This window comes from Sphingomonas sp. LM7, from assembly GCF_002002925.1.
Lineage (GTDB): Bacteria > Pseudomonadota > Alphaproteobacteria > Sphingomonadales > Sphingomonadaceae > Sphingomonas.
This window is the reverse complement of sequence record NZ_CP019511.1, coordinates 3358942-3383760: the sequence shown is the minus strand read 5'-3', so window position 1 is coordinate 3383760 and position 24819 is coordinate 3358942. Positions and strand designations below refer to the sequence as shown.

General features: G+C 65.1%; 25 protein-coding genes. 13 read left to right on the top strand and 12 right to left on the bottom strand.

Features of this window, described 5'->3' with window-relative positions; translation table 11 throughout:
* Positions 1-134 precede the first annotated feature (134 nt).
* A complete protein-coding gene (locus BXU08_RS15740) occupies positions 135-404 on the bottom strand; it encodes a DUF2171 domain-containing protein (protein ID WP_077510916.1) in 270 nt (89 codons plus the stop codon).
* Positions 405-502: 98 nt separating this feature from the next.
* Between BXU08_RS15740 and BXU08_RS15735 the strand changes: the two genes are divergently transcribed.
* The 6 genes from BXU08_RS15735 (at position 503) to BXU08_RS19625 (ending at position 3628) form a co-directional block, all read left to right on the top strand.
* Positions 503-829 (top strand): hypothetical protein, encoded by a 327-nt coding sequence (locus tag BXU08_RS15735; RefSeq protein WP_077510915.1) that lies wholly within the window; start codon positions 503-505, stop codon positions 827-829.
* Complete coding sequence (locus tag BXU08_RS15730; protein ID WP_077510914.1) at positions 826-1044, top strand: hypothetical protein; 219 nt, start codon at positions 826-828, stop codon at positions 1042-1044. Before BXU08_RS15735 ends, BXU08_RS15730 begins: the two co-directional genes overlap by 4 nt.
* Entirely contained in the window at positions 1041-1352 is a 312-nt protein-coding gene (locus BXU08_RS15725; RefSeq protein ID WP_150125552.1) for a hypothetical protein, read from the top strand. The genes BXU08_RS15730 and BXU08_RS15725 overlap by 4 nt, the downstream gene beginning before the upstream one ends.
* Before the next feature lie 4 nt (positions 1353-1356).
* Positions 1357-2415 carry a ribonucleotide-diphosphate reductase subunit beta gene (locus tag BXU08_RS15720; RefSeq protein ID WP_077510912.1) on the top strand — a complete coding sequence of 353 codons (1059 nt, stop codon included), beginning with the start codon at positions 1357-1359 and terminating at the stop codon, positions 2413-2415.
* Between the two features lie 60 nt (positions 2416-2475).
* Positions 2476-3093, top strand: a complete 618-nt coding sequence (locus tag BXU08_RS19630; protein WP_150125551.1) for a DUF5343 domain-containing protein — start codon at positions 2476-2478, stop codon at positions 3091-3093.
* An 88-nt stretch (positions 3094-3181) separates the two neighbouring features.
* Positions 3182-3628 (top strand): hypothetical protein, encoded by a 447-nt coding sequence (locus BXU08_RS19625; protein WP_150125550.1) that lies wholly within the window; start codon positions 3182-3184, stop codon positions 3626-3628.
* Positions 3629-3873: 245 nt separating this feature from the next.
* Here the strand turns inward: BXU08_RS19625 and BXU08_RS15715 are convergent, their stop codons facing one another.
* The 3 genes from BXU08_RS15715 to hrpB form a co-directional block, all read right to left on the bottom strand.
* On the bottom strand, positions 3874-4224 hold the full coding sequence (locus tag BXU08_RS15715; protein ID WP_077510911.1) for a GIY-YIG nuclease family protein: 351 nt from the start codon (positions 4222-4224) through the stop codon (positions 3874-3876).
* 352 nt (positions 4225-4576) lie between these two features.
* Positions 4577-4858 (bottom strand): ETC complex I subunit, encoded by a 282-nt coding sequence (locus BXU08_RS15710; RefSeq protein ID WP_077512483.1) that lies wholly within the window; start codon positions 4856-4858, stop codon positions 4577-4579.
* A 27-nt stretch (positions 4859-4885) separates the two neighbouring features.
* Positions 4886-7360 carry an ATP-dependent helicase HrpB gene (gene hrpB / locus BXU08_RS15705; RefSeq protein WP_077510910.1) on the bottom strand — a complete coding sequence of 825 codons (2475 nt, stop codon included), beginning with the start codon at positions 7358-7360 and terminating at the stop codon, positions 4886-4888.
* Positions 7361-7421: 61 nt separating this feature from the next.
* On the opposite strand from hrpB, the gene BXU08_RS15700 reads away from it, so the two are divergent.
* A complete protein-coding gene (locus BXU08_RS15700; RefSeq protein WP_077510909.1) occupies positions 7422-7637 on the top strand; it encodes a hypothetical protein in 216 nt (71 codons plus the stop codon).
* A 42-nt stretch (positions 7638-7679) separates the two neighbouring features.
* On the opposite strand, the gene BXU08_RS15695 is transcribed toward BXU08_RS15700, so the two are convergent.
* A complete protein-coding gene (locus BXU08_RS15695) occupies positions 7680-8732 on the bottom strand; it encodes a phytase (RefSeq protein ID WP_077512481.1) in 1053 nt (350 codons plus the stop codon).
* Positions 8733-8803: 71 nt separating this feature from the next.
* On the opposite strand from BXU08_RS15695, the gene BXU08_RS15690 reads away from it, so the two are divergent.
* Complete coding sequence (locus BXU08_RS15690) at positions 8804-11077, top strand: TonB-dependent siderophore receptor (RefSeq protein WP_077510908.1); 2274 nt, start codon at positions 8804-8806, stop codon at positions 11075-11077.
* A gap of 170 nt (positions 11078-11247) precedes the next feature.
* Here BXU08_RS15690 and BXU08_RS15685 read toward each other — a convergent pair whose 3' ends face one another.
* Positions 11248-12261, bottom strand: a complete 1014-nt coding sequence (locus BXU08_RS15685; RefSeq protein WP_077510907.1) for a polyprenyl synthetase family protein — start codon at positions 12259-12261, stop codon at positions 11248-11250.
* A gap of 73 nt (positions 12262-12334) precedes the next feature.
* Between BXU08_RS15685 and BXU08_RS15680 the strand changes: the two genes are divergently transcribed.
* The 5 genes from BXU08_RS15680 to BXU08_RS15660 all read left to right on the top strand — a co-directional run bounded on the left by BXU08_RS15680 (position 12335) and on the right by BXU08_RS15660 (position 17185).
* Positions 12335-12619: a chorismate mutase gene (locus tag BXU08_RS15680; RefSeq protein WP_077510906.1), complete on the top strand. Its 285-nt coding sequence runs from the start codon at positions 12335-12337 to the stop codon at positions 12617-12619.
* Complete coding sequence (locus tag BXU08_RS15675) at positions 12616-13329, top strand: hypothetical protein (RefSeq protein ID WP_077510905.1); 714 nt, start codon at positions 12616-12618, stop codon at positions 13327-13329. Before BXU08_RS15680 ends, BXU08_RS15675 begins: the two co-directional genes overlap by 4 nt.
* 13 nt (positions 13330-13342) lie before the next feature.
* Complete coding sequence (locus tag BXU08_RS15670; protein WP_077510904.1) at positions 13343-14458, top strand: glycosidase; 1116 nt, start codon at positions 13343-13345, stop codon at positions 14456-14458.
* A 145-nt stretch (positions 14459-14603) separates the two neighbouring features.
* A complete protein-coding gene (locus BXU08_RS15665) occupies positions 14604-16172 on the top strand; it encodes an alpha-amylase family glycosyl hydrolase (RefSeq protein ID WP_077510903.1) in 1569 nt (522 codons plus the stop codon).
* On the top strand, positions 16169-17185 hold the full coding sequence (locus tag BXU08_RS15660) for a glycosyltransferase family 4 protein (protein ID WP_077510902.1): 1017 nt from the start codon (positions 16169-16171) through the stop codon (positions 17183-17185). Before BXU08_RS15665 ends, BXU08_RS15660 begins: the two co-directional genes overlap by 4 nt.
* A gap of 253 nt (positions 17186-17438) precedes the next feature.
* On the opposite strand, the gene BXU08_RS15655 is transcribed toward BXU08_RS15660, so the two are convergent.
* From BXU08_RS15655 to BXU08_RS15630, 6 genes are all read right to left on the bottom strand, one after another.
* On the bottom strand, positions 17439-17978 hold the full coding sequence (locus BXU08_RS15655) for a hypothetical protein (RefSeq protein WP_077510901.1): 540 nt from the start codon (positions 17976-17978) through the stop codon (positions 17439-17441).
* 174 nt (positions 17979-18152) lie between these two features.
* Complete coding sequence (locus BXU08_RS15650; protein ID WP_077510900.1) at positions 18153-18749, bottom strand: hypothetical protein; 597 nt, start codon at positions 18747-18749, stop codon at positions 18153-18155.
* A gap of 32 nt (positions 18750-18781) precedes the next feature.
* Positions 18782-19015 carry a hypothetical protein gene (locus tag BXU08_RS15645; protein ID WP_077510899.1) on the bottom strand — a complete coding sequence of 78 codons (234 nt, stop codon included), beginning with the start codon at positions 19013-19015 and terminating at the stop codon, positions 18782-18784.
* A gap of 548 nt (positions 19016-19563) precedes the next feature.
* Positions 19564-20523, bottom strand: coding sequence for an IS1595 family transposase (locus BXU08_RS15640; RefSeq protein WP_077510898.1), 960 nt, complete (start codon positions 20521-20523; stop codon positions 19564-19566).
* Between the two features lie 120 nt (positions 20524-20643).
* Positions 20644-24051 carry a chromosome segregation protein SMC gene (smc, locus tag BXU08_RS15635; protein WP_077510897.1) on the bottom strand — a complete coding sequence of 1136 codons (3408 nt, stop codon included), beginning with the start codon at positions 24049-24051 and terminating at the stop codon, positions 20644-20646.
* Between the two features lie 24 nt (positions 24052-24075).
* Positions 24076-24813, bottom strand: a complete 738-nt coding sequence (locus tag BXU08_RS15630; RefSeq protein ID WP_077510896.1) for a thioredoxin domain-containing protein — start codon at positions 24811-24813, stop codon at positions 24076-24078.
* Between the last annotated feature and the right edge of the window lie 6 nt (positions 24814-24819).

Genomic DNA, 24819 nt, shown 5'->3' with positions numbered 1-24819 from the left:
ACGCCTATGGCGCGGGCCCCTTCCCTCTCCCACAAGGGGAGAGGGAAAAGGTCGTTCCCAAATCCCTCTCCCCTTGTGGGAGAGGGAGGGAGGCGCGTAGCGCCGGAAGGGTGAGGGGGACGCGCGCTAGGGCTTTACCCCTCGCTCTCTTCCTCCTCAAACGTCACCGCGACGTCCGCGTTCGCCGACAGCCGCACCTGGTCACCCTCGACATCGGCCACCAGGCCGAGCGAGATGAAGTGATGGTGCCCGGCGTGCGAACCCTCGGCACCCTCGATCTGCGCGCCGCTGTCCTTCTTGGTCAGCTTGATCCGGTTGCCCTCGACATGGTCGACGGTCCCGACATGGACGCCGTCGGCGCCGATGACTTCCATATGTTCCTTGATTGCACTTGCGTCGGCCATGATGCTTCTCCTCTTGAAGGTTCGCGCGTCCAACGCGCATCGCGGACAAACGATGCAGCCTCGCGGCCGACATGTCACTCATACCAAGGGAGGGGTGCATGAAGCATCTCCGCACCACCGCGGCACTCGCCGCCTTCATTCTGCTCTCCGCCTGCGCCACGCAAGTGAGCAGCGGCGTCGCCCCCGGCGCGCCCGGCTTCCTGCTGGGCCTGTGGCACGGCTTCATCTTCCCGGTGGCGTGGTGCCTGTCGCTGATCATGCCCGACGTCGCGGTCTATGCCGTGCCCAACAATGGCGGCTGGTATGATTTCGGCTATTTCCTCGGCATCGTCGTGTTCGGCGTCGGCGCCAATCGCGGCAAGAAGGTCGTCTATCGCGACCGCGTGATCCGCGAGAAGCGCACCACGGTGATCGACCACCAGTGACGCGCAGCCTCGCCTTGATGGCCGGACTGGCCGGCGCCACCGGCGCGCTCGGGCTGACGACGCTGCTGCGTCCGTCGCTCGCGCGCCAGGCGCTGCGCCTGCCCGACGCACAGGCGACCGGCTACGCGCTGCGCATCGCGGGCATGATGCTCTTCGCGCTCGGCCTGTTCCTCGGCGGCTTCGCAGTCGTCGCGACGATGGCGGGGGCGGCATGATGGAGCGCGTGCTTTTTTATGCGGCCACTGCGCTGATCTTTTCGGGGATCTACGCTTTGATAGCTTCACGGCTGGGCCCAACTTTCGATCAATGGCTGCGCGCGCGTCATGCACGCCGCCTCGCGGCACGGCTCGCTCGCGGCAGCGACCGCTATTTCGAGGAGCTGCGCGAACTCGAGAGCAGAACGCCCGTGCCGTATGTCGCCCATGGCTTCGCATGGCACTTCGTTCGAACGTTTGCCGTGATGTTTCTCGTGGCCAGCCTGCCCGAGCTTTTCAAAATCCTGTTTCCATTTTCTCCGGAGTAATCCCATGTCCCTTCTCGAAGCCCGCAAGACCTACAAGCCGTTCGAGTACCCTTGGGCGTTCGAATTTTGGAAGCGCCAGCAGCAGCTCCACTGGCTGCCCGAGGAAGTGCCGCTCGGCGAGGATTGCCGCGACTGGGCGCAGAAGCTCTCGGATCACGAGCGCAACCTGCTCACCCAGATCTTCCGCTTCTTTACCCAGGCCGACGTGGAAGTGCAGGATTGCTACCACGAGAAATACGGCCGCGTGTTCAAGCCGACCGAGATCAAGATGATGCTCGCCGCCTTCTCCAACATGGAGACGGTGCACATCGCCGCCTATTCGCACCTGCTCGACACCATCGGCATGCCCGAAAGCGAATACGGCATGTTCCTCGAATATAGCGAGATGAAGGACAAGCACGACTATCTCGGCAAGTTCGGCGTCGACAGCGACGAGGACATCGCCAAGACGCTCGCGATGTTCGGCGGCTTCACCGAGGGGCTCCAGCTCTTCGCCAGCTTCGCGATGCTGATGAACTTCCCGCGCTTCAACAAGATGAAGGGCATGGGTCAGATCGTCACCTGGTCGATCCGCGACGAGACGCTGCACTGCGAAGGCATCATCAAGCTGTTCCACACCTTCGCCAAGGAGCGCGACTGCCTGACCAAGTCGGTCAAGTCCGACATCATGGACATGTGCCAGACCACGGTGCGGCTCGAGGACGCGTTCATCGACCTGGCGTTCGAGCAGGGCCCGGTGACCGGCATGACGCCCAAGGAGATCAAGAAGTATATCCGCTACATCGCCGACTGGCGGCTGGGCCAGCTCGGCCTCAAGCCGATCTACATGATCGACGAACACCCCCTCCCCTGGCTCGCCCCGATGCTCAACGGCGTCGAGCACGCCAATTTCTTCGAACAGCGCGCGACCGAATATTCCAAGGGCGCGACGCGCGGCCAGTGGAACGAAGTGTGGGATTCGTTCGACAAGCGGCAAAAGGCGAAGGTGCTGCCGGTGGCGAACGAGGATGCTGGCGAGGCTAGCGGGGATATGTTCGCTAAGGCAGGGATTGCGGCGGAGTGAACCGACTGACTGGACACTGATTTACGTCTGTATATGTTGTCCCCTCAATAGGAGGGGGCAATGTTTCCATACACGCAGAATGTCGGAACCCTGATCGCGGTCATCAAGGCAATTGGTTCACACGGAGTTCCGGACAAGTTCACCACGAAGGAGCTTCCCGTCTGGGGCTATAAGAGCAGTAATGACCGTTCCGTCGTGGGAGTTCTAAAGCATATTGGTTTTATAGACGCGTCCGGTGTCCCTCAGCAGCTTTGGAAAGATGCTCGAACAAATCCTCAGGCGGCGACAGCACGTGGTACAAAAGCTGGCTATGCAGAACTTTTTAAGACGTTTCCTGATGCCAATAGAAAAGACGCCGAAGCATTAATGAATTTCTTTAAGGCAAAAACTACTGTCGGCGATGCCGTCGTCAAGCAAATGGTTTCTACTTTCCGAAGTCTTTCTCAATATGGCGATTTCGAAGAGATCGACAGCCAGACTCCGACCCAGCCTGAAAATCAGGATCGGCAGGAATTTCGTAGCAACGGATCGCCCGTAGTATCTCACACAATGAGTGGGGCGAACGGCATGACGATTAACCTCAACGTCGAACTGGTCGTCCCCACAGACGCCACAGGCGAAGTTTATGAAAAATTCTTTTCCGCAATGAGAAAGCATCTCATCGATGCCTCAAAATGAAATTCAGGAATGGGCTGTACGTATATCTCGATTTGAAGTTGAATCTCATAGAATATTCGGCGGCCTTGAATCGTCTATAAGCAGGAAAGTGACTCTTGACGAAAGTTATGTAACTCTAACCGGCCTAACTCTTCGTCAAGATGAAATTTTCCGACAAGGCCTGCGTTGCGTCGAAAACGGCCTTTTCCGTGCCGCGCACGTGATGGCTTGGGCAGGAATGGTTGATTGCCTACAGACTCTCATTGCGAGCGATGGGTTCACAAAACTCAAAGCTGTGCGATCGAAATGGACCCTAAATTCGGTCGAACAGATGTCAGAATTCTACACTGAATATGCTCTCATCGAAGCTATGGGAGCCATGAATATATTTACTAAAGCGGAAGCCAAGGCACTCTTTGGGATGCTCTCGAAAAGAAATGAATGCGCCCATCCCGGAGATTATTTCCCCTCTTTCAACGAAACTTTGGGATACATCTCCGAGATATTTTCGAGACTTAGAGCGATAACAACCCGATATCCAAGCTTTCAACTTTGAAACGGCCCCCTGTTAGCCGGCAACAGGGTCGACCGCCTCGCCGAGCAAGACCGCAGCGGCTTCGGCACCACCCCACCGCGAAGTCATTTCACGCTGGGTCCTGCCGCTCGATCAGGTTACGCCTCCAGTCGCGCCGCCCGCGCCCAGCACTCCACCAGCCGCATCCCTTCCGCCGCACCGTGGACCCCGGAACAAGTCCGGGGTGACGACGAGAAGAAGGCAACCGCCCGCCCGAACCCAAACCGTCACCCCGGCCTTGTGCCGGGGTCCACTGCGCCGCCACGCGAGACCACCAGCGGCTCCAACCCCAGCCCCACCGCAAGGTCATTCCACGCCGGGTTCTGCCGCTCAATCAGGTTACGCCTCCAGTCGCGGGGATAGCGCTTGATCTGCTTCTCGCGCAGGAACACCGCCTCCATCGTGTCGCCGACTTCGTAATAGACCAGCCGCTTGATGCCGTACTTCTTGGTATGCCCGTCGAACGTGCCGGCACGGTGCTGCTGGACGCGCCCGACCAGGTTCGAGGTCGCGCCGGTATAGAGCCGACCGTTATAGCCGCTGGCGAGAATGTAGACGCAGGGGATGCGCTCGATCATCGGCTGCGCAGCCTGCCGCCCGGTGGACCCCGGCACAAGGCCAGGGTGACGAAGCAGCCCCGCGGCTACCAATGTAGGACTTCGCCTGATACGCCCGAGGCGACTCGCTCCGGGTCCGCTCTTTGAGACCGTGCAATCGATCGCCCGCCAGCGCCAACTAGGTGTCGCGTAGGTGTCGCGTAGGTGTCGACTAGGTGCCGCGCAGGTGTCGCGCAGGTGTCGCGCAGATGTCGCGTCACAGGCGCGAAGCCGCGCGCCGAGTCAACCCCGCCGCCAAGCCACCCCTTCAAAACCAACGACTTACCGAGTCAACCCGCCGTCAAAACCGGCTTTTGCGTCAACTTCGTCAACTTCACCGGAAATTGTCGGCGTAGGCCTGCAGCTTGAGCTTCTTCGCCGGCGCGGGGACGACATGATAGGCATAGCCCTCCCGCTCGGCATGCGCAGTCGCCGCCTCCAGCGTCGGGAAGGCGAGGCGCACCTGGTTGGTGGTCTCGCTGCCGCCGTTCCAGCCGGTCAGCGGATCGGCCTGCTGCGCGGTGAGCGCTTCCAGCTCGAGCAGCCACTGGTCGGTGCGGGCGCGGCCCGACTGCATCGCGTTCTTCGGGCGCTGATAGATACGGGCGGTTCTCACCTGGGCCTCCAATGAATTCCAACCGCTCTAACGCGGCGAAGCGTTTCTTGCATCAGCCTTTTTGGTGCGCAGCGTTGCAGACGCACTCGCCGGGTCGTCGGGCCAGGGATGCCGCGGGTAGCGCCCGCGCATTTCCTTGGCGACCGCGGCCCAGCTCCCCGTCCAGAAACCTGGCAAGTCGCGCGTCGTCTGGATCGGGCGGCCCGCGGGCGAAGTCAGGCTCAGCACCAGCGGGGTGCCGTCACCGAGCAGGGGATGGACGCCCAGCCCGAACAGCGCCTGGACCCGCACCTCGACGCTCGGCCCGCCCTCTGCGGCATAGTCGATCGCATGGCTCGATCCGGCGGGCGTCTCCAGCCGCGCCGGTGCCAGCCGGTCGAGCGCCTTCTGCCCCTCCCAGCCGAGCAGATTCTGCAGCGCCTGGGTCAGCCCCTCGCCCGCCACCGCATCGAGCCGCCTTTTGCCGGCAAGCAGCCCAGGCAACCATTCGTCGAGGCTGCCCAGCAGCGACGCATCGGTGAGCAGGTCGTGCCCGGCATAGGCTGCGCGCTGGCGCAGCGCCTGCGCCGCCTCGGGCCAGGGCAGCAGGCCGAGCCCGTGCGTGCGCACCCCTTCCAGCAATGCCGCCTCGATCTCGGCCGGGCTCGCCGCCGAATCGCTCCCGCTCGACAGCCGGATCGCCCCCAGCCGCCGCTCGCGCAGCGCCTCGACCCGCCCGGTGGCGGAATCGAACCGCACGCTGCGCCGCGTCTCGATCCGGTCGGCGAACAGCGCCTCGACGGCCTCGGCATCGATCGCCGCCGCCGACAGGATCCGCGCCCCCGCCGCCATCCCCTGCGTCTCGGCCACCGCCAGCCACTCGGCCCGGGCGAGCGGCGATGTGCCGTCGAGCCGGAACCCCCGCCCGCCCGCCGACGCCCAGGTCTCGCCGGATGCATCCCGCCGCCTGGCGATCCGGTCGGGAAACGCCAGCGCGATGCAGGTAGCGATCTCTGCTCCCCTTCCGCTTGCGGGAGGGGTCGGGGGAAGGGCTGGAGAACGACACGTCGGCGCCAGTTTGCTCCACCGCTCGGCCAGCCGCCGGCCATTCTCCGCCCGTTGCCCGCGCTCGCCCCGCCAGCGCCGCAGTCGCAGCTCGAGATCGGCATCCCCGCCGCCCAGCCCGCGCTCGCCGAGCAGCACCGCGACTTCCGCCGCGGTCCGCGCCAGTCCCATCTCCCCGGCGCGCACCAGCATATGCCCCAGCCGCGGCGGCAGCGGCATCCGGGCAATCGCCTTGCCATGCGCCGTCGGCCGCGCGTCCTGGTCGAGCGCCTCCAGCCCGGTCAGCCGGCGCCGTGCCTCGCTGACCGCAGCCTCGGGCGGCGGATCGAGCCAATGGAGTTCGCGCGGATCCCCCACGCCCCAAAGCGCGCAATCGAGCATCAGCGCCGAAAGGTCCGCCTCCAATATCTCGGGCGGATCGAAGCGCGGCAGCCCCGCGGTCGCCGCTTCCTCCCACAGCCGATACGCCACCCCCGGCCCCTGCCGCGCCGCCCGCCCGGCACGCTGGGTCACCGAAGCCTGGCTCGCCCGCTCGGTCACCAGCCGGGTCATCCCCGCCGCCCGATCGTAGCGCGGCCGCCGCGCCAGCCCCGAATCGACGACGACGCGGATCCCGTCGAGGGTCAGCGAGGTCTCGGCGATCGACGTCGCCAACACCAGCTTGCGCCGCCCCTCGGCGTCCGGCGCGATCGCCGCACGCTGGGCACCGGGATCGAGGCTGCCGTGCAGCTTGTGCAGCACCACCCCGCCTACATCGCTAAGTCGCTCGGCAGTCCGCTCGATCTCGGCGACGCCAGGCAGGAAGGCGAGCACCCCGCCCTCGGCTTCGCGCAGCGCCGTGCGGATCGCCGCCGTCATCGAATCCTCGATCCGCGCCTCGGCCGCCCGGCCGAGATGGCGCAGTTCGAGCGGCCAGCTCCGCCCCTCGCTCTCGATCACCGGAGCGTCCCCCATCAGCCCCGAAAAGCGCACTCCGTCGAGCGTCGCCGACATCGCCACCAGCCGCAGGTCCGGGCGCAGCGCTGCCTGCGCGTCGAGCGCGAGCGCCAGTCCGAAATCGCTGTCGAGGCTGCGCTCATGGACTTCGTCGAACAGCACCGCCGAAACCCCCGCCAGCTCGGGATCGCCCTGGATGCGATTGACGAAGATCCCCTCGGTGACGACGGTCACCCGCGTCGCACCCGAACGCTTGCTGTCCATCCGCGTGGCGTAGCCGAAGGTCCGGCCGACCGGTTCGCCGGCCAGCGCCGCCATCCGCTCCGCCGCCGCCCGCGCGGCCAGCCGCCGCGGCGACAGCAGCAGGATTTCGCCGCTGCACCACGGCTCGCTCAGCAGCGCCGGCGCCACCGCGGTGGTCTTGCCCGCCCCCGGCGGTGCGACCAGCACGGCGTTGCTCGCGTCGCGCAATGCGGCGAGCAACTGGGGCAATACGGCGTGGATCGGCAAAGTCTGGCTCATCGCGCGCAACCAATTCCCCAAACCAGGGTTTGGCGCAATCGAAGCCTAAGGAGCATGAGACATGGCACGCACGCTGGCACAGTTCACCATCACCCCCGACGCACAAGGCGATTACACGCTGCATCTCGAGGATGAGGACGGCGAGACGATCGAATTCACTGCCGGCTACGAGCAGCTCGACCTGATCGTCGAAGCGATCGAAGAGCAGCTCGACACCGACGAAGAGGATGCCCTCGGCGTCGATACCGACGAGGACGAAGCCGAACCGGAAGAGTGAGCACGAGAGCCGGCGCCGCCGAGGCGCCGGCCCGCGACGCTGCTAGAGCCCCAGCGCGGCGCGCACCCGCGCCCAGTCGACCAGCTTGAAGTTCTGCGCGCCGCCTTCGTTGACGTCGTCCTGCACGACGACCAGTCCCTCGCCATAGGGCCCGATCGGCCCGGTCCAGGCATCGAGCCCGTCGGTGCCCGACACGGCATCGACACCGCCCGCCGCGGCGACGCGGAAGCGGCCGACATAGCGCTCGGCTCCCGCCGCGCCGCTGACGTCCCACACTGCAAAAGCGCTGTCGCCCTGGCTCGACACCAGCAGCAGCGTGCGCCCGCCGTCGCGGATCAACGTGGTGCCTTCGACATCGGCGACCAGCCGCCCGTCGCCCACCCCGGCAACCAGCGTTCGCGTGCCCGCCGCGGCGCGAAGCGGATAGCGCCACACGCCCTTCATCTCCTCGCCGATATACAGCGTCGCGCTCGCGTCATCGACCGTGCACCCCTCGGACTGCGAGCCCACTGCATAGCGCCGCCGCTCGGTTCCGGTGATCCCGGAAGCCGTCTCGGCGAGCGTGTATTCGCGGACCTGCCCGTCCTTGGCGATCAGCACAGCGATCAGCGCACCGTCGATCCGCCCCATGCAGAAGCCATAGGGCTCGACGACGTCCGACTTGACGAACCCTGCGGGCCTCAGCTGTCCCTCGCCGGCGAAGCGATACAGCGCCACGCCCATCCGCCCGCGATCCGAAGCACCGGCCACGAAGCCCGGTCCCGCGCTGCGCAGGTCGACATTGTTGAGCAGCCCCTCGGGCAGGAACTGGAGCGACTGCCCGTCTAGCCCGAACACATACAGCCCGGCTTTCTTGTCGGTGCCCAGGATGATGCCGTCCTGCGCCTTGCCGCCAAAGGCGAAGCCGCCCACGCGCGTCCAGATCGCGGGATCGTCGGCGGCGTCGGCCATCTGGGTGGCGACCGCGACGGTCTCGGCGGATGCGGGCACGCTAACCGTGGGCGCCGACGCGACGGTCTGGGGTGGCGTTCCGGCGGCGCAGCCGGCCAAAAGAAATGCCGCCGTAACGAAACTGTAGCCGTGCCTTCCCCGCATTTTCACATCCGTCCTGTTGAGCGCCCCGGGAACGGGGGGCCGCAATGCCCCCTTTGTAGGGGGAAAGTGACATGATTGTTTCGCACCTGATGCGCGGATCCGCGCTGGCCGCGCTCGCGACGTTGCTCGCAGCCGCGCCGGCCCGGGCGCAGGACAGCGGCCAGCCGGTGAGTGAAGCGCCCGCCGAGGCCGAGCAGCGCGCGAACGAAATCATCGTCACCGGCGAGATCTTCTTCCGCAATCGCACTGCGGACACCAATCCGGTGCTCTCCTACGATCTCGAATATTTCCAGAAGTTCGAACCGGTATCGGTCGGCGAGATGCTCAAGCGAGTCCCCGGCGCGACGTTCACGTCGGACGTGCTGGAATATGACCAGGTCCAGTTCCGCGGCCTGCCCGGCGGCTTCACCAACGTGCTGATCAACGGCCGGCGCGCGCCCGGCGGCGCCGCCGACGGCAGCTTCTTCGTCGATCGCATTCCCGCCGAACTGGTCGAGCGGATCGAGATCGTTCGCGCGCCGCGTCCCGATCAGCCGAGCGACGGCATCGCCGGCACGCTCAATGTCGTCACCAAGGAATCGGCCGCATTCCAGGGCGGCTTCCTCAAGGCCGGCGCACTGCTCAACACCCGTGACGGCGTGATCCGCCCCACCGGCGCGCTCGCTTATGCCGGCAAGATCAGCGAAGCGACCGACTATTGGGTCGCGCTCAACTATCAGAAGCGCCGCAATCCCAAGGAAAAGGTCTCGTACCGCTTCGGCGGTGAGCCGACCACAGACGACAGGCGCTTCCCCGGCAACCCCGCCGACAGCAACTACGTCACCGATCCCGAGTTCGACAATTTCGAGGCGCAGCGCGACACGCGCGACGGCACCGATTTCTCGGGCAGTGCCGAGATCAGCCATTCGTTCGGCGAGGGCGGCCGCATCCGCCTCAACGGCTTCTTCGTCGATACCAAGCGTGACGAGGACGAAACCTCGCTCACGTACGACGGCGCCGATCTCGATTTCGACGAAGTCGAAATCCAGGCGGAGCGGATCAGCCAGCAGACCTATGCCGTGACCGGCGACGCGCGCATTCCGCTGGGCGGGTTCGAGCTCGGCCTCGCCGGCGGCTGGAACAAGTTCCGCGACAAGACCGACACCACCGTGTTCGTCGGCGATAATGGCGACGATCTCACCGATGTCGAACTCGACGAAGAAGACGCGATTCGGATTACCGACCAGGAGTTCAGCGCCACGGTTTTCGGCGCGTTCGGCGCGGAAGAGGGCGTCAAGCTCAAGATCGGCTCGGATTTCCTGTTCAAGACGCGCAACGGCCTCAACGACGGCACGTTCTCGAGCAACGTCTTCCGGATCAAGGAAGACCGCTATTCGCCCTATGTCCGGCTGAGCTACGATGCAGGCCCGCTCAGCATCGATGGCGGTGCCCGCTACGAGATCACCCGCCGCAACATCACCGCGGCGTCGATCCCCGGCACGGTCTCCTATGACGACGACCTGCTCAATCCCTCGCTCAGCCTGCGCTACGCCACCGCCGGCGGCCAGTTCCGCGCCTCGGTAGCGCGGACAATCCGCCGCCCGGATTATGATTTGCTCTCGCCGTTCGTCGATGAGGAAACGCCTGGCGACGACGATATCACGACGGGCAACCCGAGCCTGCGCAACCAGCGCGCCTGGGGCGTCGATGTCGGCTATGAGCACCGCGTCGGCAGCAACGGCATCGCCGGAGTCAATTTCTTCTACCGCGACATCAGCGATCTGATCGAACTGGTCTCGCAGGGCGCGAACCCCGACAATGCGGACGGCCGCGCGTTCGTCCCCCAGAATATCGGCGACGGCAAGGCGTGGGGCGTCGAGTTCGACTTGTCGGCACCGCTCACGCTGTTCGGAATGCCCGACACCGGCATCTTCGCCAACTACACCTATCTCGACAGCGAGACGACCGACCCGTTCACCGGAGAGAAGCGCCGCTTCAACAACCAGCCGCGCCACGTCTATAATTTCGGCGTGATCCAGAATTTGCGCAGCGCCGGCGTCAGCTTCGGCGCGACGATCTCGGGTCGCAGCGCCGCGACCGAATCGAACTTCGACGAGACCGTCCGCTTGCGTTACGATCCGGATCTCGAGGCATTCGTCGAAAAGCGCTTCGGCCAGAATTTCGTCGTCCGCCTCTCCGCGCAGAACCTGCTCGATCGCGTGAAGTACGAGGACTTCCGTAAGTACGACGGGGATTCGCTCGAGGAGATCCTCGAAAACCGCGCCGCCGGGGACCTCGACGAATATGAGATCGAGCGCGAGCATTCGGGCCCGCTGGTCCAGCTGACGCTCCGCGCCGCGTTTTGATCTAATCGATCGCCCCTCCCTGCGAGGGGGGGGCGGGGGGGGTGCGAGCGCCAGCGAGCCCAACGAGCCGTCCGGAACAAAGAAAAGGCCGCGCATCGAGCCCGACCTTTTCTCACCCCTAACCCCTCCCTTGCAGGGAGGGGGAGTTGAATGTCGAACCGCCTTAAAGCCTAGTACGCCCGAGCGACCGCGAACTCGACGGCCTCGACCATCGCGTCCTTCGCCGCGCCCGGCGCGAACCCGCCCAGCGCATCGATCGCACGCTGGCCGTAATGCCGGGCGCGCGCCAGCGTGTCGTCCACCGAGCGGCTGGCGCGAACCAGGCCGATCGCCTCGGCGAAGTCCTCGTCGGAGATCCGGCGACCGCCGATCGCATCCTTCCAGAACGCGCGCGCCGCCTCGTCGCCGCGGGCGTAGGCGAGGATCACCGGCAGCGTCATCTTGCCCTCGCGGAAATCGTCGCCGGCGTCCTTGCCCATCGTCGATGCGTCCGAGATGTAATCGATCGCATCGTCGACCAGCTGGAAGGCGATGCCGAGATTACGGCCATAGGCGTCGAGCGCCGCCTCCTCGGCTTCGCTCCGCTCGGCCACCACTGCCGCGATCCGACATGCCGCAGCAAACAGCGCCGCGGTCTTGGCGCCGATGATGTCGAGATAGCGCTCTTCGGAAATGTCGAGCCGGCGCACCGCGGTGAGCTGGTTTACTTCGCCCTCGGCGATCACCGCGCTGGCGTTGCTCAGGATCTTGAGCACCTTGAGGCTACCGTCCTCGACCATCAGCTCGAAGCTGCGGCTGAACAGGAAGTCGCCGACCAGCACGCTCGCCGGATTGCCCCAGATGATGTTCGCAGTGCGGCGCCCGCGGCGCAGGTCGGACGAATCGACCACGTCGTCGTGGAGCAGGGTCGCGGTGTGGATGAACTCGACCGCTGCGGCGAGCCGGTGGTGCCGCGCGCCCGAATAGCCGAGCAACTGTGCGCTCGCGAGCGTCAGCATCGGCCGCATCCGCTTGCCGCCGCCCGCGATCAGGTGACCGGCGAGTTCTGGAATCAGCGGGATGTTCGATTGCATGCGGTCGAGGATGACCGCGTTCACCAGGTTCAGGTCGTTCGCCACCAACTGCAGCATCGGTTCCAGCGAAGGCTCGGGGCGCGAGCCCAGGCGATGGATGGTGGCGCTCATGGCCGGGGCTCTGACGCGTGACGGCGGCAAAGGCAAGGCTTGCGTAGCGTCGCGTCGCGCGCAAAAGGGGCACATGCCCGACGAGACGCTCAATCGCTATCGCCAGAGCATCGACAATATCGATGCCGCGCTGATCCACATGCTCGCCGAGCGTTTCAAGGTGACTCAGGCGGTCGGCGCCTACAAGGCTACCCACAGCCTGCCCCCCGCCGACCCGACCCGCGAGGAGGCCCAGATCGCCCGGCTGCGCGCGCTCGCCAAGGACGCCGATCTCGATCCCGAATTCTCGGAGAAGTTCCTGCGCTTCATCATCGACGAAGTGATCCGCCACCACGAGCGGCTGCGCGACGCCGTATGACGCGCATCGCGATTGCCGCGGCGCTGGTGCTGCTGGCCGGCTGCGACGTCACGCCGGAGAAACCCGCCAAGCCCGCACCGACCGCCGCCGCGACACCAGCGAAGGCGATGGCCCCGCCGCTGTCGCCCGCCGCACGGCTGGCGCAGGCAGTGCGCGCAGTGCCGGCCGCGAAGGATAGCCGTTACGCCTTCGACGGCGACGACAAGCTGATCGACACGCCCTTTGGCCCGGTGCTGCTGCGCCACGGCCATGTCGAGGATGCGGGCCATGCCGAAGCCGGCGTCATCGCGGCCTATTATCTGCGCGCAGACGGCGACGGCTTCGCGCTGGCCAGGGCCTATCCCGAAGCGGTGACCAGCGGCAGCTTCGGCGATCTCGGCAAATGGTCGGTCTCCGCCGACTTCTCGGCGCTGCCCGTGCTGGTGGTCGAAGGCGGCGGCACCTGGCAGGGTTGCACCGTCGCGCTGACCGACCTGGTCGAGCTGCGTCCCACCGGACCTGCCGGCCTAGCGAGCATCACGACGACCTTCGATGATAGCGGAATGGTGGAGAACGGCGCCCAGTCGCTCACCGGGAGCCTCACCGACATCGTCCGCGATCGCAGCTTCACCGTGCGCTACCAGGGAACCCGATCGTTCGCCGAACGATACGTTCGTCGTGGCGACCGCTTCCAGATCGAGGGAGGCGAGAGCCAGGTTCCCGGCTGCTGACCAAGGGGGGCAGATGCCCGACGACTATCTGATCTTCCGCCCCGACGATGTCGATCTGTCGCGCTCGCCGCTGCGGACGTCGATCGCCGAGCCGACCTATGTGCTCGGCGCGTTCAACCCCGGCTTCACCCGGCTGCCGAACGGCAATCTGCTGCTGATGGTCCGCGTCGCCGAGGCGCTCCAGGATCCCGTCCACGGCGACAGCGCCCGCGCGATCCGCTGGGCGGCGGACGGCTATCATCTCGATCGCCATCCCTTGCACGGCATCCACATGGACGATCCGCGCCAGTTCGCGCTCAAGGACCGTAACCCGAGGCTGCTCGGACTGACGTCGCTGTCGTGGCTGCTCCCGGTCGAGCTAGACGCCGAAGGGCGCATCATCCTCACGATCCACTACGACAAGGCGATCGCCCCCACCGCGAGTTTCCTCGAATATGGCGTCGAAGATGCGCGCATCAGCAAGGTCGATGACACATATTGGATGACGGTCTGCGGCGTTTCGGCCGAGCGCCACTGCACCGCGATGTACCGCTCGGCCAACGGCCTCGACTACGAACTGCTCGGCGTCGTCCTCGATCACCAGAACAAGGACATGCTGCTGTTCGAAGGCAAGGTCGGCGGCAAGTTCATCGCGCTCACCCGACCGCTCGGCGAAGTCTATTTCGCCTATCCCGAGGATAGCGAATGGCTCGGCGGCCCCTCGATCAACATGGCGCAATCGCCCGATGGGCTTCACTGGAAGCCGCTCGACACCCCCGGCATCCGCGCGCGCAAAGGCACGACGAGCACCCAGCGGATCGGCGGCGGCAGCCAGCCGGTGCTGACGCCGGAGGGCTGGATGATGATCTATCACGGCGTCGAGAAGCAGGACGCTGTCGGCGTCTACCGCAGCTTCTGGGCGCTGCTCGACAAGGACGATCCGTCGAAGATTCTCCGCGTCGAGGACGAAGTACCACTGCTCGAAGCCAACCCCACGCTCACCGCAGACATCGCCCACCAGATGTATCTGCCGACCCCCGTCGTGTTCACCACCGGCGTGGCTGACGCCGGCGACCATTACATCGTGGCAAGTGGCGAAGCCGACCTGGCCTGCCGGATCACGCAGATCCCGAAGGAGCGCTTCCGGTGATCGACGGGACCGCAAAATCCCCCTTCCGCTTGCGGGAGGGGTTAGGGGAGCGGCTGGATACCGGAAGCCGCTGCCTGCCTGCGGATAATCCCTCCCCCGACCCCTCCCGCAAGCGGAAGGGGAGCGCAGACGGAGAGACCTGGACATGACCCAACCTCTCTGGTGGCAACATGGCACGATCTACCAGGTCTACCCCCGCTCGTTTCAGGACTCGAATAACGACGGCATCGGCGACCTCCGTGGCATCGAATCGCGCCTCGACGACCTCGTTGCGCTCGGCGTGGACGCGATCTGGATCTCGCCGATCTACCCCTCGCCGATGGCCGATTTCGGCTACGACGTCGCCGACTATACCGGCATCGACCCGCGCTTCGGCACACTCGAAGACTTCGACTCGCTGTTGAAGGCCGCGCACGATCGCGGGCTCAAGCTGCTCCTCGATTTCGTTCCCAACCACTCGTCGGACCAGCATCCTTGGTTCCTCGAAAGCCGTTCCTCGCGCGACAATCCAAAGCGCGACTGGTATATCTGGCGAGACGCCGCCCCGGACGGCGGCCCGCCCAACAACTGGATCAGCGATTTCGGCGGTCCGGCGTGGGAATGGGACGAAACCACCGGCCAATATTACTACCACGCCTTCCTCAAGGAGCAGCCCGACCTCAACTGGCGCAATCCCGAGCTGCGCGCGGCGATGCTCGACGTGCTGCATTTCTGGTTCGCGCGCGGCGTCGATGGCTTCCGGATCGACGTGCTGTGGCACATGGTCAAGCACGCCGACTTCCCGGACAATCCGGAGAACCCCGCCTATGCGCCGGCAATGGGCGAGATGCACCGCGTGCTCCAGCTCCATTCGACCGACCAGCCCGAAGTCCATGGCATCGCCGCCAACATGCGCCGCATCGCCGATAGCTATCCCGAGCGCGTGCTGATCGGCGAGATCTACCTGCCGATCGAGCGCCTCATGGCATATTACGGCGAAGGCAAACCGGGCGTGCACCTGCCCTTCAACTTCCAGCTGATCGACGCGCCTTGGGAAGCACGCAGCCTCGCCGGCCTGATCGCCGATTACGAAGCCGCGCTCCCCGCCGGCGGCTGGCCGAACTGGGTGCTGGGCAACCATGATCGCCCGCGCGCCGCCACCCGCTTTGGCCCCGCACAGGCGCGCGTCGCTGCAATGCTGCTGCTCACCCTGCGCGGCACCCCGACGATCTATTATGGCGACGAGATCGGCATGCAGGACGTCGTGATCCCCGCCCCTCTCGTCCAGGATCCCCGCGAGCTGCGCGAGCCCGGCTTGGGCCTCGGTCGCGATCCGGTGCGCACGCCGATGGCATGGGACGACAACCCCAATGCCGGCTTCTCCGCCGCGACGCCCTGGCTCCCGCTCCATGACGACTGGCAGGCGCATAATGTGGCGGCCCAGCGCGACGATCCCCGCTCGATGTGGCGGCTATACCACGACCTGCTCGCGCTCCGCCGATCGCACGCCGCCTTGTCGATGGGAAGCTGGCTGCCGATCGATTGTGCGGGGACTCTGCTCGCTTATGAACGCAGCCATCATGGCCAGCGGCTCCTCGTCGTCCTCAACCTCGGCGACACGCCGCAGAGCTTTGCGATACCCGAATGGGCCGAGGGTTTGTCGGTTCTGCTCACCACCGGGACCGGCGACGATCCCGCGATACTGGGCCCGAACGAAGGCTATATTCTCGGATGAAGATCGCAATGCTGGCGCCGATCGCGTGGCGCACGCCGCCGCGCCATTATGGCCCGTGGGAACTGGTAACTAGCCTGCTGACCGAGGCCTTGGTCGCCCGCGGGATCGACGTGACGCTGTTCGCCACGCAGGATTCGGAGACCGCCGGCACGCTCGCCGGCGTGGTGCCGCGCGGCTATGAGGAAGACCCCGCGATCGACGCGAAGGTCTGGGAATACGCCCACCAATCGCATTTGTTCGCCCGTGCGAGCGAGTTCGACCTGATCCACAACCAGGCGGATTTCCCCGCCCATGCCTATGCTCCGCTGATCGACACGCCGATGGTCACCACGATCCACGGCTTTTCGTCGGACCGCATCCTGCCGATGTACAAGCCGTTCGAGAACCGCGTGCACTTCGTCGCGATCAGCGAGGTAGATCGCCACCCGTCGCTCAACTACGCTGCGACGATCCACCACGGCATCCGCCTCGATGAATTCCCGTTCGACGCCGAGGGCAGCGACGACCTGCTCTTCTTCGGCCGCATGCATCCCGACAAGGGCGCGGCAGAGGCGATCCATGTCGCGCTCGCCACCGGCCGCCGGCTCGACCTCTACGGCATCGTCCAGGACCAGGGCTATTTCGATCGCGAAGTCATGCCGCATGTCGATGGCGAGCGGATCCGCTATCTTGGTCCCGTCGGCGGCGAGCAGCGCCTGCGCGCGCTCGGCAAGGCCCGGGCGCTGCTCCATCTGATCAACTTCGACGAGCCGTTCGGGCTCTCGGTGATCGAGGCGATGGCGTGCGGCACCCCGGTCATCGCGATCGACCGCGGCTCCATGCCCGAGCTGATCACGCCCGAAACCGGCATCCTCGTCCGCTCCACGGACGAAGCGATCACTGCGCTTACCCAGATCGAAGCGATCGACCGCGCCGCCTGCCGCGCCCGGGTGAAGGCGCATTTCTCGGTCGAGGCGATGGCCGACGCCTATATCGCGCTCTACGAACGCATCCTCGCCCAGCCACCCGCTTGAAATATAGGATTTCGCCTGCTGTGCTATCGGCGCATTTCTGCATGAAACGCTCTTTGAACGCGTCAAAATCGTCCAACAAGCCAGCGCAACAATCTGGGCGATTATATACATGAAAGCGCCATGAAACCGCTATACCGGCATGCGACAGGCTGGCGTTTGAGATCGAGATTACCCCGAAGATGGTTTCCGCCGGCGAGCTTGCGCTTGCTTGGTGCGGGGAGTCGAGCCCGGAGCGGGAAGTGGTTTTGGCGGTTTATAGCGCCATGGCCTTTGCGCAGCGCTTTCCCACTCGGCCTGATTCGGATGCTGCTATCTTTCGCGATAGGGTCCGGTTAAACACCACCAGCCGTGACCAGACCACCATGGTGTCCCAGTTCAAATCATCCAGAAGCGGAACCGTTATCTGTGTGGTGCGGACCTTCCGATCAAGCTGGCGAGCTTGATCAGTAACGATGCCCTCGTCCCAGGCGCGGAAGTATATGCCGTGATGTAGTATGCGGTCGCGTTCAGAATTGATGGCACCAGCCTTCTGCATCGTCTCCTCAAGGAAGGCCGGCACCGCCTCACCTCTGGCCTCGTACGTGCGACGGATATTCGAGATCGCTTGCGAAACTCGGACACCGGAAAAAATCGCCTTGCCGACCGCAGGTGGGGTGCGAGTTACCCGACGTAGCGTTTGCTGCATCGCGTCTTCGAGGTAGGCGTAGTAGAAGACGAATCGACCAAGCGCCTGCCAGTAGCCGCGCAACATGTCTTCATCATGAGGATCGAACGTGGACAGAAGCACCCCCACCGAAGATGACGTACTCCGCAGGATGCTGAGTACCCCGCCAAAGCCGCACGAACCGCTACCAGAGTCAACGGGAGAGCGGCGGCGGGGACGACCGCGGAAACCAGACGAGGGTGACGCAGCCCCGCGCTAGCTTACAGTGGGAGATTGTGCGGCAGGTCTGATATCCACAAACGCCTAAGTGAGAAGCGCTAAAGCCTTCTCGTAATAGTCGTCCAGTGCGATCTCGATCACCAATCGAGGAAGCCCAAGCTCTTGAGCTATCTCTTCTTTCAAAACACCTTTCTTGTTCACGGATGTGACAATATGGGTGCGCAAGGTTTGGGGGCACAGAGCCAAAATTGCCATCCACTTGGCCTTATGCTCCACTTCGATTGAGCCGTTCGCCATTTCCAGTGGAGTATTTTGGAGATCCTTGAGGAACTGAATGAATTTTTCTCGCGTATTGATCCATGTTTCCATTGGGTCAAACACGTGCATCAGTTCTTTGATCAGTGCGTATAGCAAGTGCGGAGGATTGCTCTCCAAAGACGCACAGAACGAAACTTCAGCATAATATACTGGTTCATCGTGGAGGCTTTCACGCTCATCGAATAGGGTAAAGCGCGCCTCTTCGATGGGCGGTTGATAAACCACCCGCCAGACATCTAACTGTTCGATGAGGGATTTGTCCTGCGTGATATGTTCTCGCAGGAACTCAAAAGTAACCGGCTTCGGAACACTCTTCGAAGCGACGGCATCCTCTGCAATTTTGTATAGTTCTTTGAAGTTCATGCGAGTGCCCCAATTATGGGGCACTCGCTAACTTACGATGCGATAGACGTCAAATATTCGTCCACATTCGTAATCCGGCGCGCTTGCTCACCGCGAATCTGAGCTTCGGACAAAACGATTTGCTCTGCCAATCGCTCGGCAGAGACATTGTCTTGGCCGCCGCACAGAAAACGCACGTTAACCACGCTGCGTCCGGCGTCGCCGAACAACAGATCAGCGGCGCGTTCGATGGCGTTATTCACTAAAACACCTTCCTGCCTGCCCATGGGGCATTGCGGCCGACCCTGCGATTCCTGAGCGTCTCGTCGGCATAAGCCGCTCAGAACGAGCTAGCCCTCTGCTAGCCCTGATTGCTTTAGGAGGGTGTGTCCCTCCTGAATTTCGCCCCTGGCAGCCGCGCCGCGATCTCCGTTGAAGAAAGCGTCTGCTAGCCGTAGCGGCCCTCCCGGACCCGGGTATTACACAATTCACCGTCTACTTCTCAGAAGCGGGTTAACATTTCTTACTGGGTGAACCGCCGTTGACGACGATGTCAACCCCGGCGTCCGCGCCTTCTACCACTTGCAAACCGGTTCTCCAAACGATATCCAGTGTGGATATCGTTTGACACACCCGTTGAATTTTGCGTTTTGCGAATATCGTGATTGATCAACGCGATTCAAGAGCCCGTGTTCCGGTTTGATTCGGCGTCGGATTGATCATTTGATCGATGCTGTGGGCGGCACTTTATCGCTGCCAGTACCCCGCCCACTTGCGCGACACCTAATCCTCGCGCCTCCTCGGAATTCTGCGCCTGCGACCAAGCGCGGGCAGCTTAGGCTGCGAAGCTAGGCCGCCGATAGAACAGGCGACGGCCAGCGATGCCTTTGAGGGCCAGATCGGCGCGGGCGGCATCGTCAACGCCATTTGCGGCGCGGTTCGAATAACGGAAATCGAACTCGGCAAGGTAGCGGTTCAGGTGCTGCTTGCCGCAGTGCTGGTACACACCGATCATCCCGCGCTTGAAGATCGAAAAGAAGCCTTCGATCGTGTTCGTATGGGTCGTGGCGTCGTCCTTGTTGACGTACTCACCCTTGCCGTGGGTGACGACCTTGTGACCGGCATGCATCTTGGACAGGCCGCGATACAGGTTCGCTTCGTCGGTCATCAGGACGGCTTCGTGCGCCACGTTGTGACGGACGATCATGCCGATTTCCTCCTTGCGGAAGTTCTCGAAGCGGAGCGAGCGAGCGCGACCCGTCTCGCGGTCAACGAGGGTCAAAACCTTCATCTTGTGCGAGGCGCCACCGGCCTTCTGTTCCTTCGTGCGGTCGCGGCCGATGTACGTCTCGTCAATCTCGACAATGCCGCCACCGCCGCCGAACTTGTCGCCGCCCTCTTCGCGCATTGCCTCACGGATGCGGTGGAACATGAACCATGCGGTCTTGTAGGTGACGCCGAGCATGCGGTGCAGCTGGTGGACGCTCATGCCCTTCTTGCTGGACACAAGCAGGTAGTTGGCGAGCAGCCACTTGTTGAGCGGGACCTTGCTGCCTTCGAACACCGTGCCGACCGTCACAGAGTACTGCTTGCGGCAATCGCGGCACTGGACAACGCCAGCGCGGATCGCGCCATCAGGGTGCGCCTTGGTCGGACGGCCACGCTGCGCAGGAAGCCGTGCCGCATTGAACGAACCACAGTGCGGGCAGAACGGACCTTCCGGCCAGCGCAGAGCTTCAAGATGCTCGCGGGCTGCGGTCTCGTCGGTGAAGCGGGGTGCAGTAAGGTTCGTCATGCGGATTATATGCCCGCATCACGGCTGATTTGTCACGTATATAATCGCCACAATCTGTCGCCTTCAAGCAATTTAATTCCATATCCACCGTGTAAATCGTAAAACTGGCGGCGCGAAATCCTATTCTGCCGCCAGCAGACTTTCCGCTCCGCCGAGATCCACCGAGACCAGACGACTCACCCCGCGCTCGACCATCGTAACGCCGAACAGCCGGTGCATCCGGCTCATCGTCGCGGCATTGTGGGTAACGATCAGATAGCGCGTCGCGGTCTCGCGGGTCATCGCCTCGAGCAAGTCGCAGAAGCGCTCGATATTGGCATCGTCGAGCGGCGCATCGACTTCGTCGAGCACGCAGATCGGCGCCGGATTGGTCAGGAACAGCGCAAAGATCAGAGCCACCGCGGTCAGCGCCTGTTCGCCGCCCGAAAGCAGGGTCAGCGACTGAAGCCGCTTCCCCGGCGGCTGCGCCATGATCTCGAGCCCGGCCTCGAGCGGATCGTCCGAATCGACCAGTTCCAGATGCGCCTGTCCGCCGTTGAACAACGTCGAGAACAGCCGCCGGAAATGCACATCGACTGCCTCGAACGCCGCTAGCAGCCGCTGCCGTCCCTCGCGGTTGAGCGTCCCGATCGAGCCGCGCAGCCGGTTGACTGCCTGCGCCAGCTCGTCGCGCTCGGCGGCGTTGCTGGTGAACGCCGCTTCCAGCTCGGCGAGTTCGGTCTCGGCGACAAGATTGACCGGCCCAATCCGCTCGCGATCGACATTGAGCTTTTCATGGGCGGCGGATTCCTCCTGTGGGCTGCGCACCGTCTCCGCCTCGAACCCGGCTTTCTGCGGCAGCAGCGGTGGGGGACATTCGAAGCGCTCGCCCGACAACCGCCCCATCTCGATCCGGCGCATCTCCTGGTTCTCGACGCGCGCCACGGCGCCGGCGCGCGCCTCGCGCGCCTCGGCCAGCCCTTCATTGGCGGCGCGCACCTCGCCTTCGGTCGCGCGCAGCGCAGTCTCGGCCTCGCGTTCGGCGGCCTGTGCCGCTGCGGATTGCGCGCGCGCCGCTTCGGTCGCCGCCTCGGCCTCGGTCACCGCGGCATCGAGCTCGGCGGGGCGGTCGGCGATGCGCTCGCTTTCCTCGGCCAACGCCACGGCACGCTTGTCCATTTCCGCCGAGCGCCGCGCCGCTTCGCCCGCACGCGACTTCCAGCTGCGGCTTTCGGCAGTGGCCGCGGCAAGCCGCTCGCGCGCCTGGGCGATCTCGCGTTCCAGCGTGCCGCGTTCGCTGCGGGCATTGGCGGCCGCCGCACGGCGAACCTCGGCTTCGGACGACAGCGTAGCCACACGAGCACGCGTCGCCGAACCATCGGGCAGCGCCGCCTTGAGCGCTTCGGCGCGGGCCAGTTCGTCGGCGGCCTCGTCCTGTTCGGCGGCAACGCGTGTGCGGCGCGCTTCCAGGTCCGCGCGCTGCGATTCGATCCGTTCGAGCTGCGCAGTGGCACGGTCCTCGGCACGCCCGGCTTCGCGCCCCGCATTCTCCGCATGATCTAGCACGCGACGGCAATCGGCCGCGGCACGGCGCGCCTCGGCAATCGTCTCGTCGATCCGCGCCAGCTCGGTGTCGGCCGCATCCACTGCGCGCACCGCGGCGGGCCGCGCCTTCTCCAGCGCCGCCATCCGGTTGACCCGTTCCAGCCGCTCCGCCGCCGCTGCCCCGCCCGACTTGGCGACATAGCCGTCCCAGCGCCGCAGCACCCCGGCGACCGTGACCAGCCGCTGCCCGACCGCGAGCGGGTGCCCCGCATCGCTCTCCGCCACCAGCACTTGCGCCAGCCGACGGGCCAGCGCCGCCGGCGCCTCGACATGCTGCGCCAGTGGTGTGGTATCGGCCGGCGCGCCGGGATCGCCGGGCTGCGCTCCGGCACCCGCCCAATAGCGCTCGGCACTCGCGTCGAGCCCCGCTTCAAGATCGTCGCCCAACGCCGCGGCAAGCGCGCGCTCATAACCTGCATCGACCTTGAGCCGATCGAGCAGCCGATCCTTGCCCGAGGGCCTCGTCGCCTTGGCAAGCACGGCGGACTCGCTGTCGATCTGCGCCAGTTCGGCATGCGCAGCCGCCCGCGTCGATTGCGCCCGATCCCGCGAGTCGATTGCGCTGCGTTCGCTGGCGTCGGCGCGAGTCAGGCCCGAACGCGCGGTCTCCGCCTGGCGCACCGACTGCGCTCGCGCTTCGGCGGCGCGCAATTTCTCGGCCTGTAACGGCTGGACGTCTCCCAAAGCGCGGATCTCCGCATCGATCCGCGCCTGGTCGCGCCCTGCCCGCTCGGCTCGGGTCCGCGCGGCGATCAATGCCGCCTCGGCGACTCGCGCGTCCGCAGCCTCGCTCGCCTGCGCCGCCAGCGCCTGGGCCAGCGCCACCTCGGCATCGCGCGCCGCCCGCTCGGCCTCGGCCAATGCGCCATCCAGTGTCGGCATCCGCGCTCCGGCATCGTCAATGCGGGTATCGAGCGCCTTTGCTTCGTCGCCAAGCCGCGCCAGCGCTTCGCCGGCATCATGCGCCAGCGCGCCCTCGCGGCTCCGGTCGTCGGCCAGCCGCGCCTCGGCATCGCGCAACTCCACAATGCGGCGCTCAACGGTGGCGCGTTCGCTGCGCAGCGTCGCCAGCCGGTGCATCGCTTCCGTCGCGCGGTCTCGCACCATAAGTGCATCGGCGCGCAACCCGGCAAGCGTCTCTGCCGCAGCCTGCTGGCGGGCCGCGGTGGCGTCATGTGCCTGTGCCCGCTCGGCGACCAGCGTCTCGGCGGCCGCCGCTTCCTTCTTGGCGGTATCGGCGGCGGCGGCCGCGTCGCGCCAACGCGCATAGATCATCCGCGCCTCGGCGATGCGGATGCGATCGGAGAGTTCGCGATAGCGCTCGGCCTGCCGCGCCTGACGCTTGAGTGCCGCGGCGCGCGTCTCCTGGTCGCCGATCAGTTCGTCGAGACGCGTGAGATTGGCCTCGGTTGCGCGCAGCTTCTGCTCGGCATCTCGCCGCCGGACGTGCAGCCCGGCGATCCCCGCCGCCTCTTCCAGCATCGCCCGACGCTCGCCGGGCTTGGCCGAGATGATCGCACCGATCCGTCCCTGGCTCACCAGCGCGGGCGAATGCGCGCCCGTCGCCGAATCGGCAAACACCAGCGCGACGTCCTTCGCCCGCACGTCGCGTCCGTTGATCCGATAGGCCGAGCCTGCACCGCGCTCGATCCGGCGGACGACTTCGAGTTCGTCGTCGTCCCCCACTTGCTCGGCGAGGATCGAGACTTCAGCGAAATCACGCGCGGGCCGCGTCGCGGTGCCGGCGAAGATCACGTCTTCCATGCCCGCGCCGCGCATCGACTTGGCGCTGTTCTCGCCCATAGCCCAGCGCAGCGCTTCGAGCAGGTTGGACTTGCCGCACCCATTGGGACCGACGATCCCGGTCAGGCCGGGTTCGATGCGCAGATCGGCCGGATCGACGAAGCTCTTGAAGCCCGTCAGTCGCAGCCGTTTGATCTGCATCGCCCCGGCCCCCCGCTTAGGCCGCTAGCGCGCGCCCGCCGCCTTCAGCGCGGTCTCGACTTGCGACCAGAGCGCTGCGTCGATCTTGTCGCCGTTGATGAAGAAGCTCGGCGTCCCGGTCACGCCCTTGTTGTTCGATCCGTCGGCCAGGCTGTCGGCGACTTCCTTGATCGCGGCCTGATCGGCGAGGCACTGGCGCGCCTTTGCCTCGGGGATGCCGCGCTGCTTGGCGAACTCGACCATCCCGGCTGCGTCGGCCATCGCCGCAGCCGCCTGGGGCGGGGCCATTGTCTGGAGCTGCTGCTGGAAGCCCTCGGGCAGCTTTTCCATCTTCTCGAAGAAGCTCGGCTGGTTCGCGAAGATCTGGTCGAGCATCGGGAAGAACGCCTCGGTGCCGGCGCACCGGTTGAGCAGCGCGAGCGCGAGATCGGGCGCGCCATGGAGCGGGAAATCGCGGAACTCGTAGCTGACCTTGCCCGTCGAAATATAGTTTGCGCGCAGCGGCTCGGCCGCCTCGACGCCGAAGCGGCCGCAGGTCGGGCAGGTGCGCGAACCATATTCGACCAGCTTGATCGGCGCGCTTGGATTGCCCTGGAGATAGCCGCCCTCGGGCGTCTTGACGACGACATCGGCCCATTGCTTGCCCGCGGGCGGCGGCGTCTGTGCAACGGGCGCGCTCGAAACGGGTGCCGAGCTATTGCCTTCACCGCCGCCACAGGCTGCGAGCGCGAGAAGCGGGAGAAGGGCGATGGAAAAACGCATGGTCGT

Excerpts from the sequence above, each read along its gene's own strand:
- BXU08_RS15740 (WP_077510916.1), bottom strand. The coding sequence starts at position 404 with ATGGCCGACGCAAGTGCAATCAAGGAACATATGGAAGTCATCGGCGCC.
- BXU08_RS15735 (WP_077510915.1), top strand. The coding sequence starts at position 503 with ATGAAGCATCTCCGCACCACCGCGGCACTCGCCGCCTTCATTCTGCTC.
- BXU08_RS15725 (WP_150125552.1), top strand. The coding sequence starts at position 1,041 with ATGATGGAGCGCGTGCTTTTTTATGCGGCCACTGCGCTGATCTTTTCG.
- BXU08_RS15720 (WP_077510912.1), top strand. The coding sequence starts at position 1,357 with ATGTCCCTTCTCGAAGCCCGCAAGACCTACAAGCCGTTCGAGTACCCT.
- BXU08_RS19630 (WP_150125551.1), top strand. The coding sequence starts at position 2,476 with ATGTTTCCATACACGCAGAATGTCGGAACCCTGATCGCGGTCATCAAG.
- BXU08_RS15715 (WP_077510911.1), bottom strand. The coding sequence starts at position 4,224 with ATGATCGAGCGCATCCCCTGCGTCTACATTCTCGCCAGCGGCTATAAC.
- hrpB (WP_077510910.1), bottom strand. The coding sequence starts at position 7,360 with ATGAGCCAGACTTTGCCGATCCACGCCGTATTGCCCCAGTTGCTCGCC.
- BXU08_RS15700 (WP_077510909.1), top strand. The coding sequence starts at position 7,422 with ATGGCACGCACGCTGGCACAGTTCACCATCACCCCCGACGCACAAGGC.
- BXU08_RS15695 (WP_077512481.1), bottom strand. The coding sequence starts at position 8,732 with ATGCGGGGAAGGCACGGCTACAGTTTCGTTACGGCGGCATTTCTTTTG.
- BXU08_RS15690 (WP_077510908.1), top strand. The coding sequence starts at position 8,804 with ATGATTGTTTCGCACCTGATGCGCGGATCCGCGCTGGCCGCGCTCGCG.
- BXU08_RS15685 (WP_077510907.1), bottom strand. The coding sequence starts at position 12,261 with ATGAGCGCCACCATCCATCGCCTGGGCTCGCGCCCCGAGCCTTCGCTG.
- BXU08_RS15680 (WP_077510906.1), top strand. The coding sequence starts at position 12,335 with ATGCCCGACGAGACGCTCAATCGCTATCGCCAGAGCATCGACAATATC.
- BXU08_RS15675 (WP_077510905.1), top strand. The coding sequence starts at position 12,616 with ATGACGCGCATCGCGATTGCCGCGGCGCTGGTGCTGCTGGCCGGCTGC.
- BXU08_RS15670 (WP_077510904.1), top strand. The coding sequence starts at position 13,343 with ATGCCCGACGACTATCTGATCTTCCGCCCCGACGATGTCGATCTGTCG.
- BXU08_RS15665 (WP_077510903.1), top strand. The coding sequence starts at position 14,604 with ATGACCCAACCTCTCTGGTGGCAACATGGCACGATCTACCAGGTCTAC.
- BXU08_RS15660 (WP_077510902.1), top strand. The coding sequence starts at position 16,169 with ATGAAGATCGCAATGCTGGCGCCGATCGCGTGGCGCACGCCGCCGCGC.
- BXU08_RS15650 (WP_077510900.1), bottom strand. The coding sequence starts at position 18,749 with ATGAACTTCAAAGAACTATACAAAATTGCAGAGGATGCCGTCGCTTCG.
- BXU08_RS15645 (WP_077510899.1), bottom strand. The coding sequence starts at position 19,015 with ATGGGCAGGCAGGAAGGTGTTTTAGTGAATAACGCCATCGAACGCGCC.
- BXU08_RS15640 (WP_077510898.1), bottom strand. The coding sequence starts at position 20,523 with ATGACGAACCTTACTGCACCCCGCTTCACCGACGAGACCGCAGCCCGC.
- smc (WP_077510897.1), bottom strand. The coding sequence starts at position 24,051 with ATGCAGATCAAACGGCTGCGACTGACGGGCTTCAAGAGCTTCGTCGAT.
- BXU08_RS15630 (WP_077510896.1), bottom strand. The coding sequence starts at position 24,813 with ATGCGTTTTTCCATCGCCCTTCTCCCGCTTCTCGCGCTCGCAGCCTGT.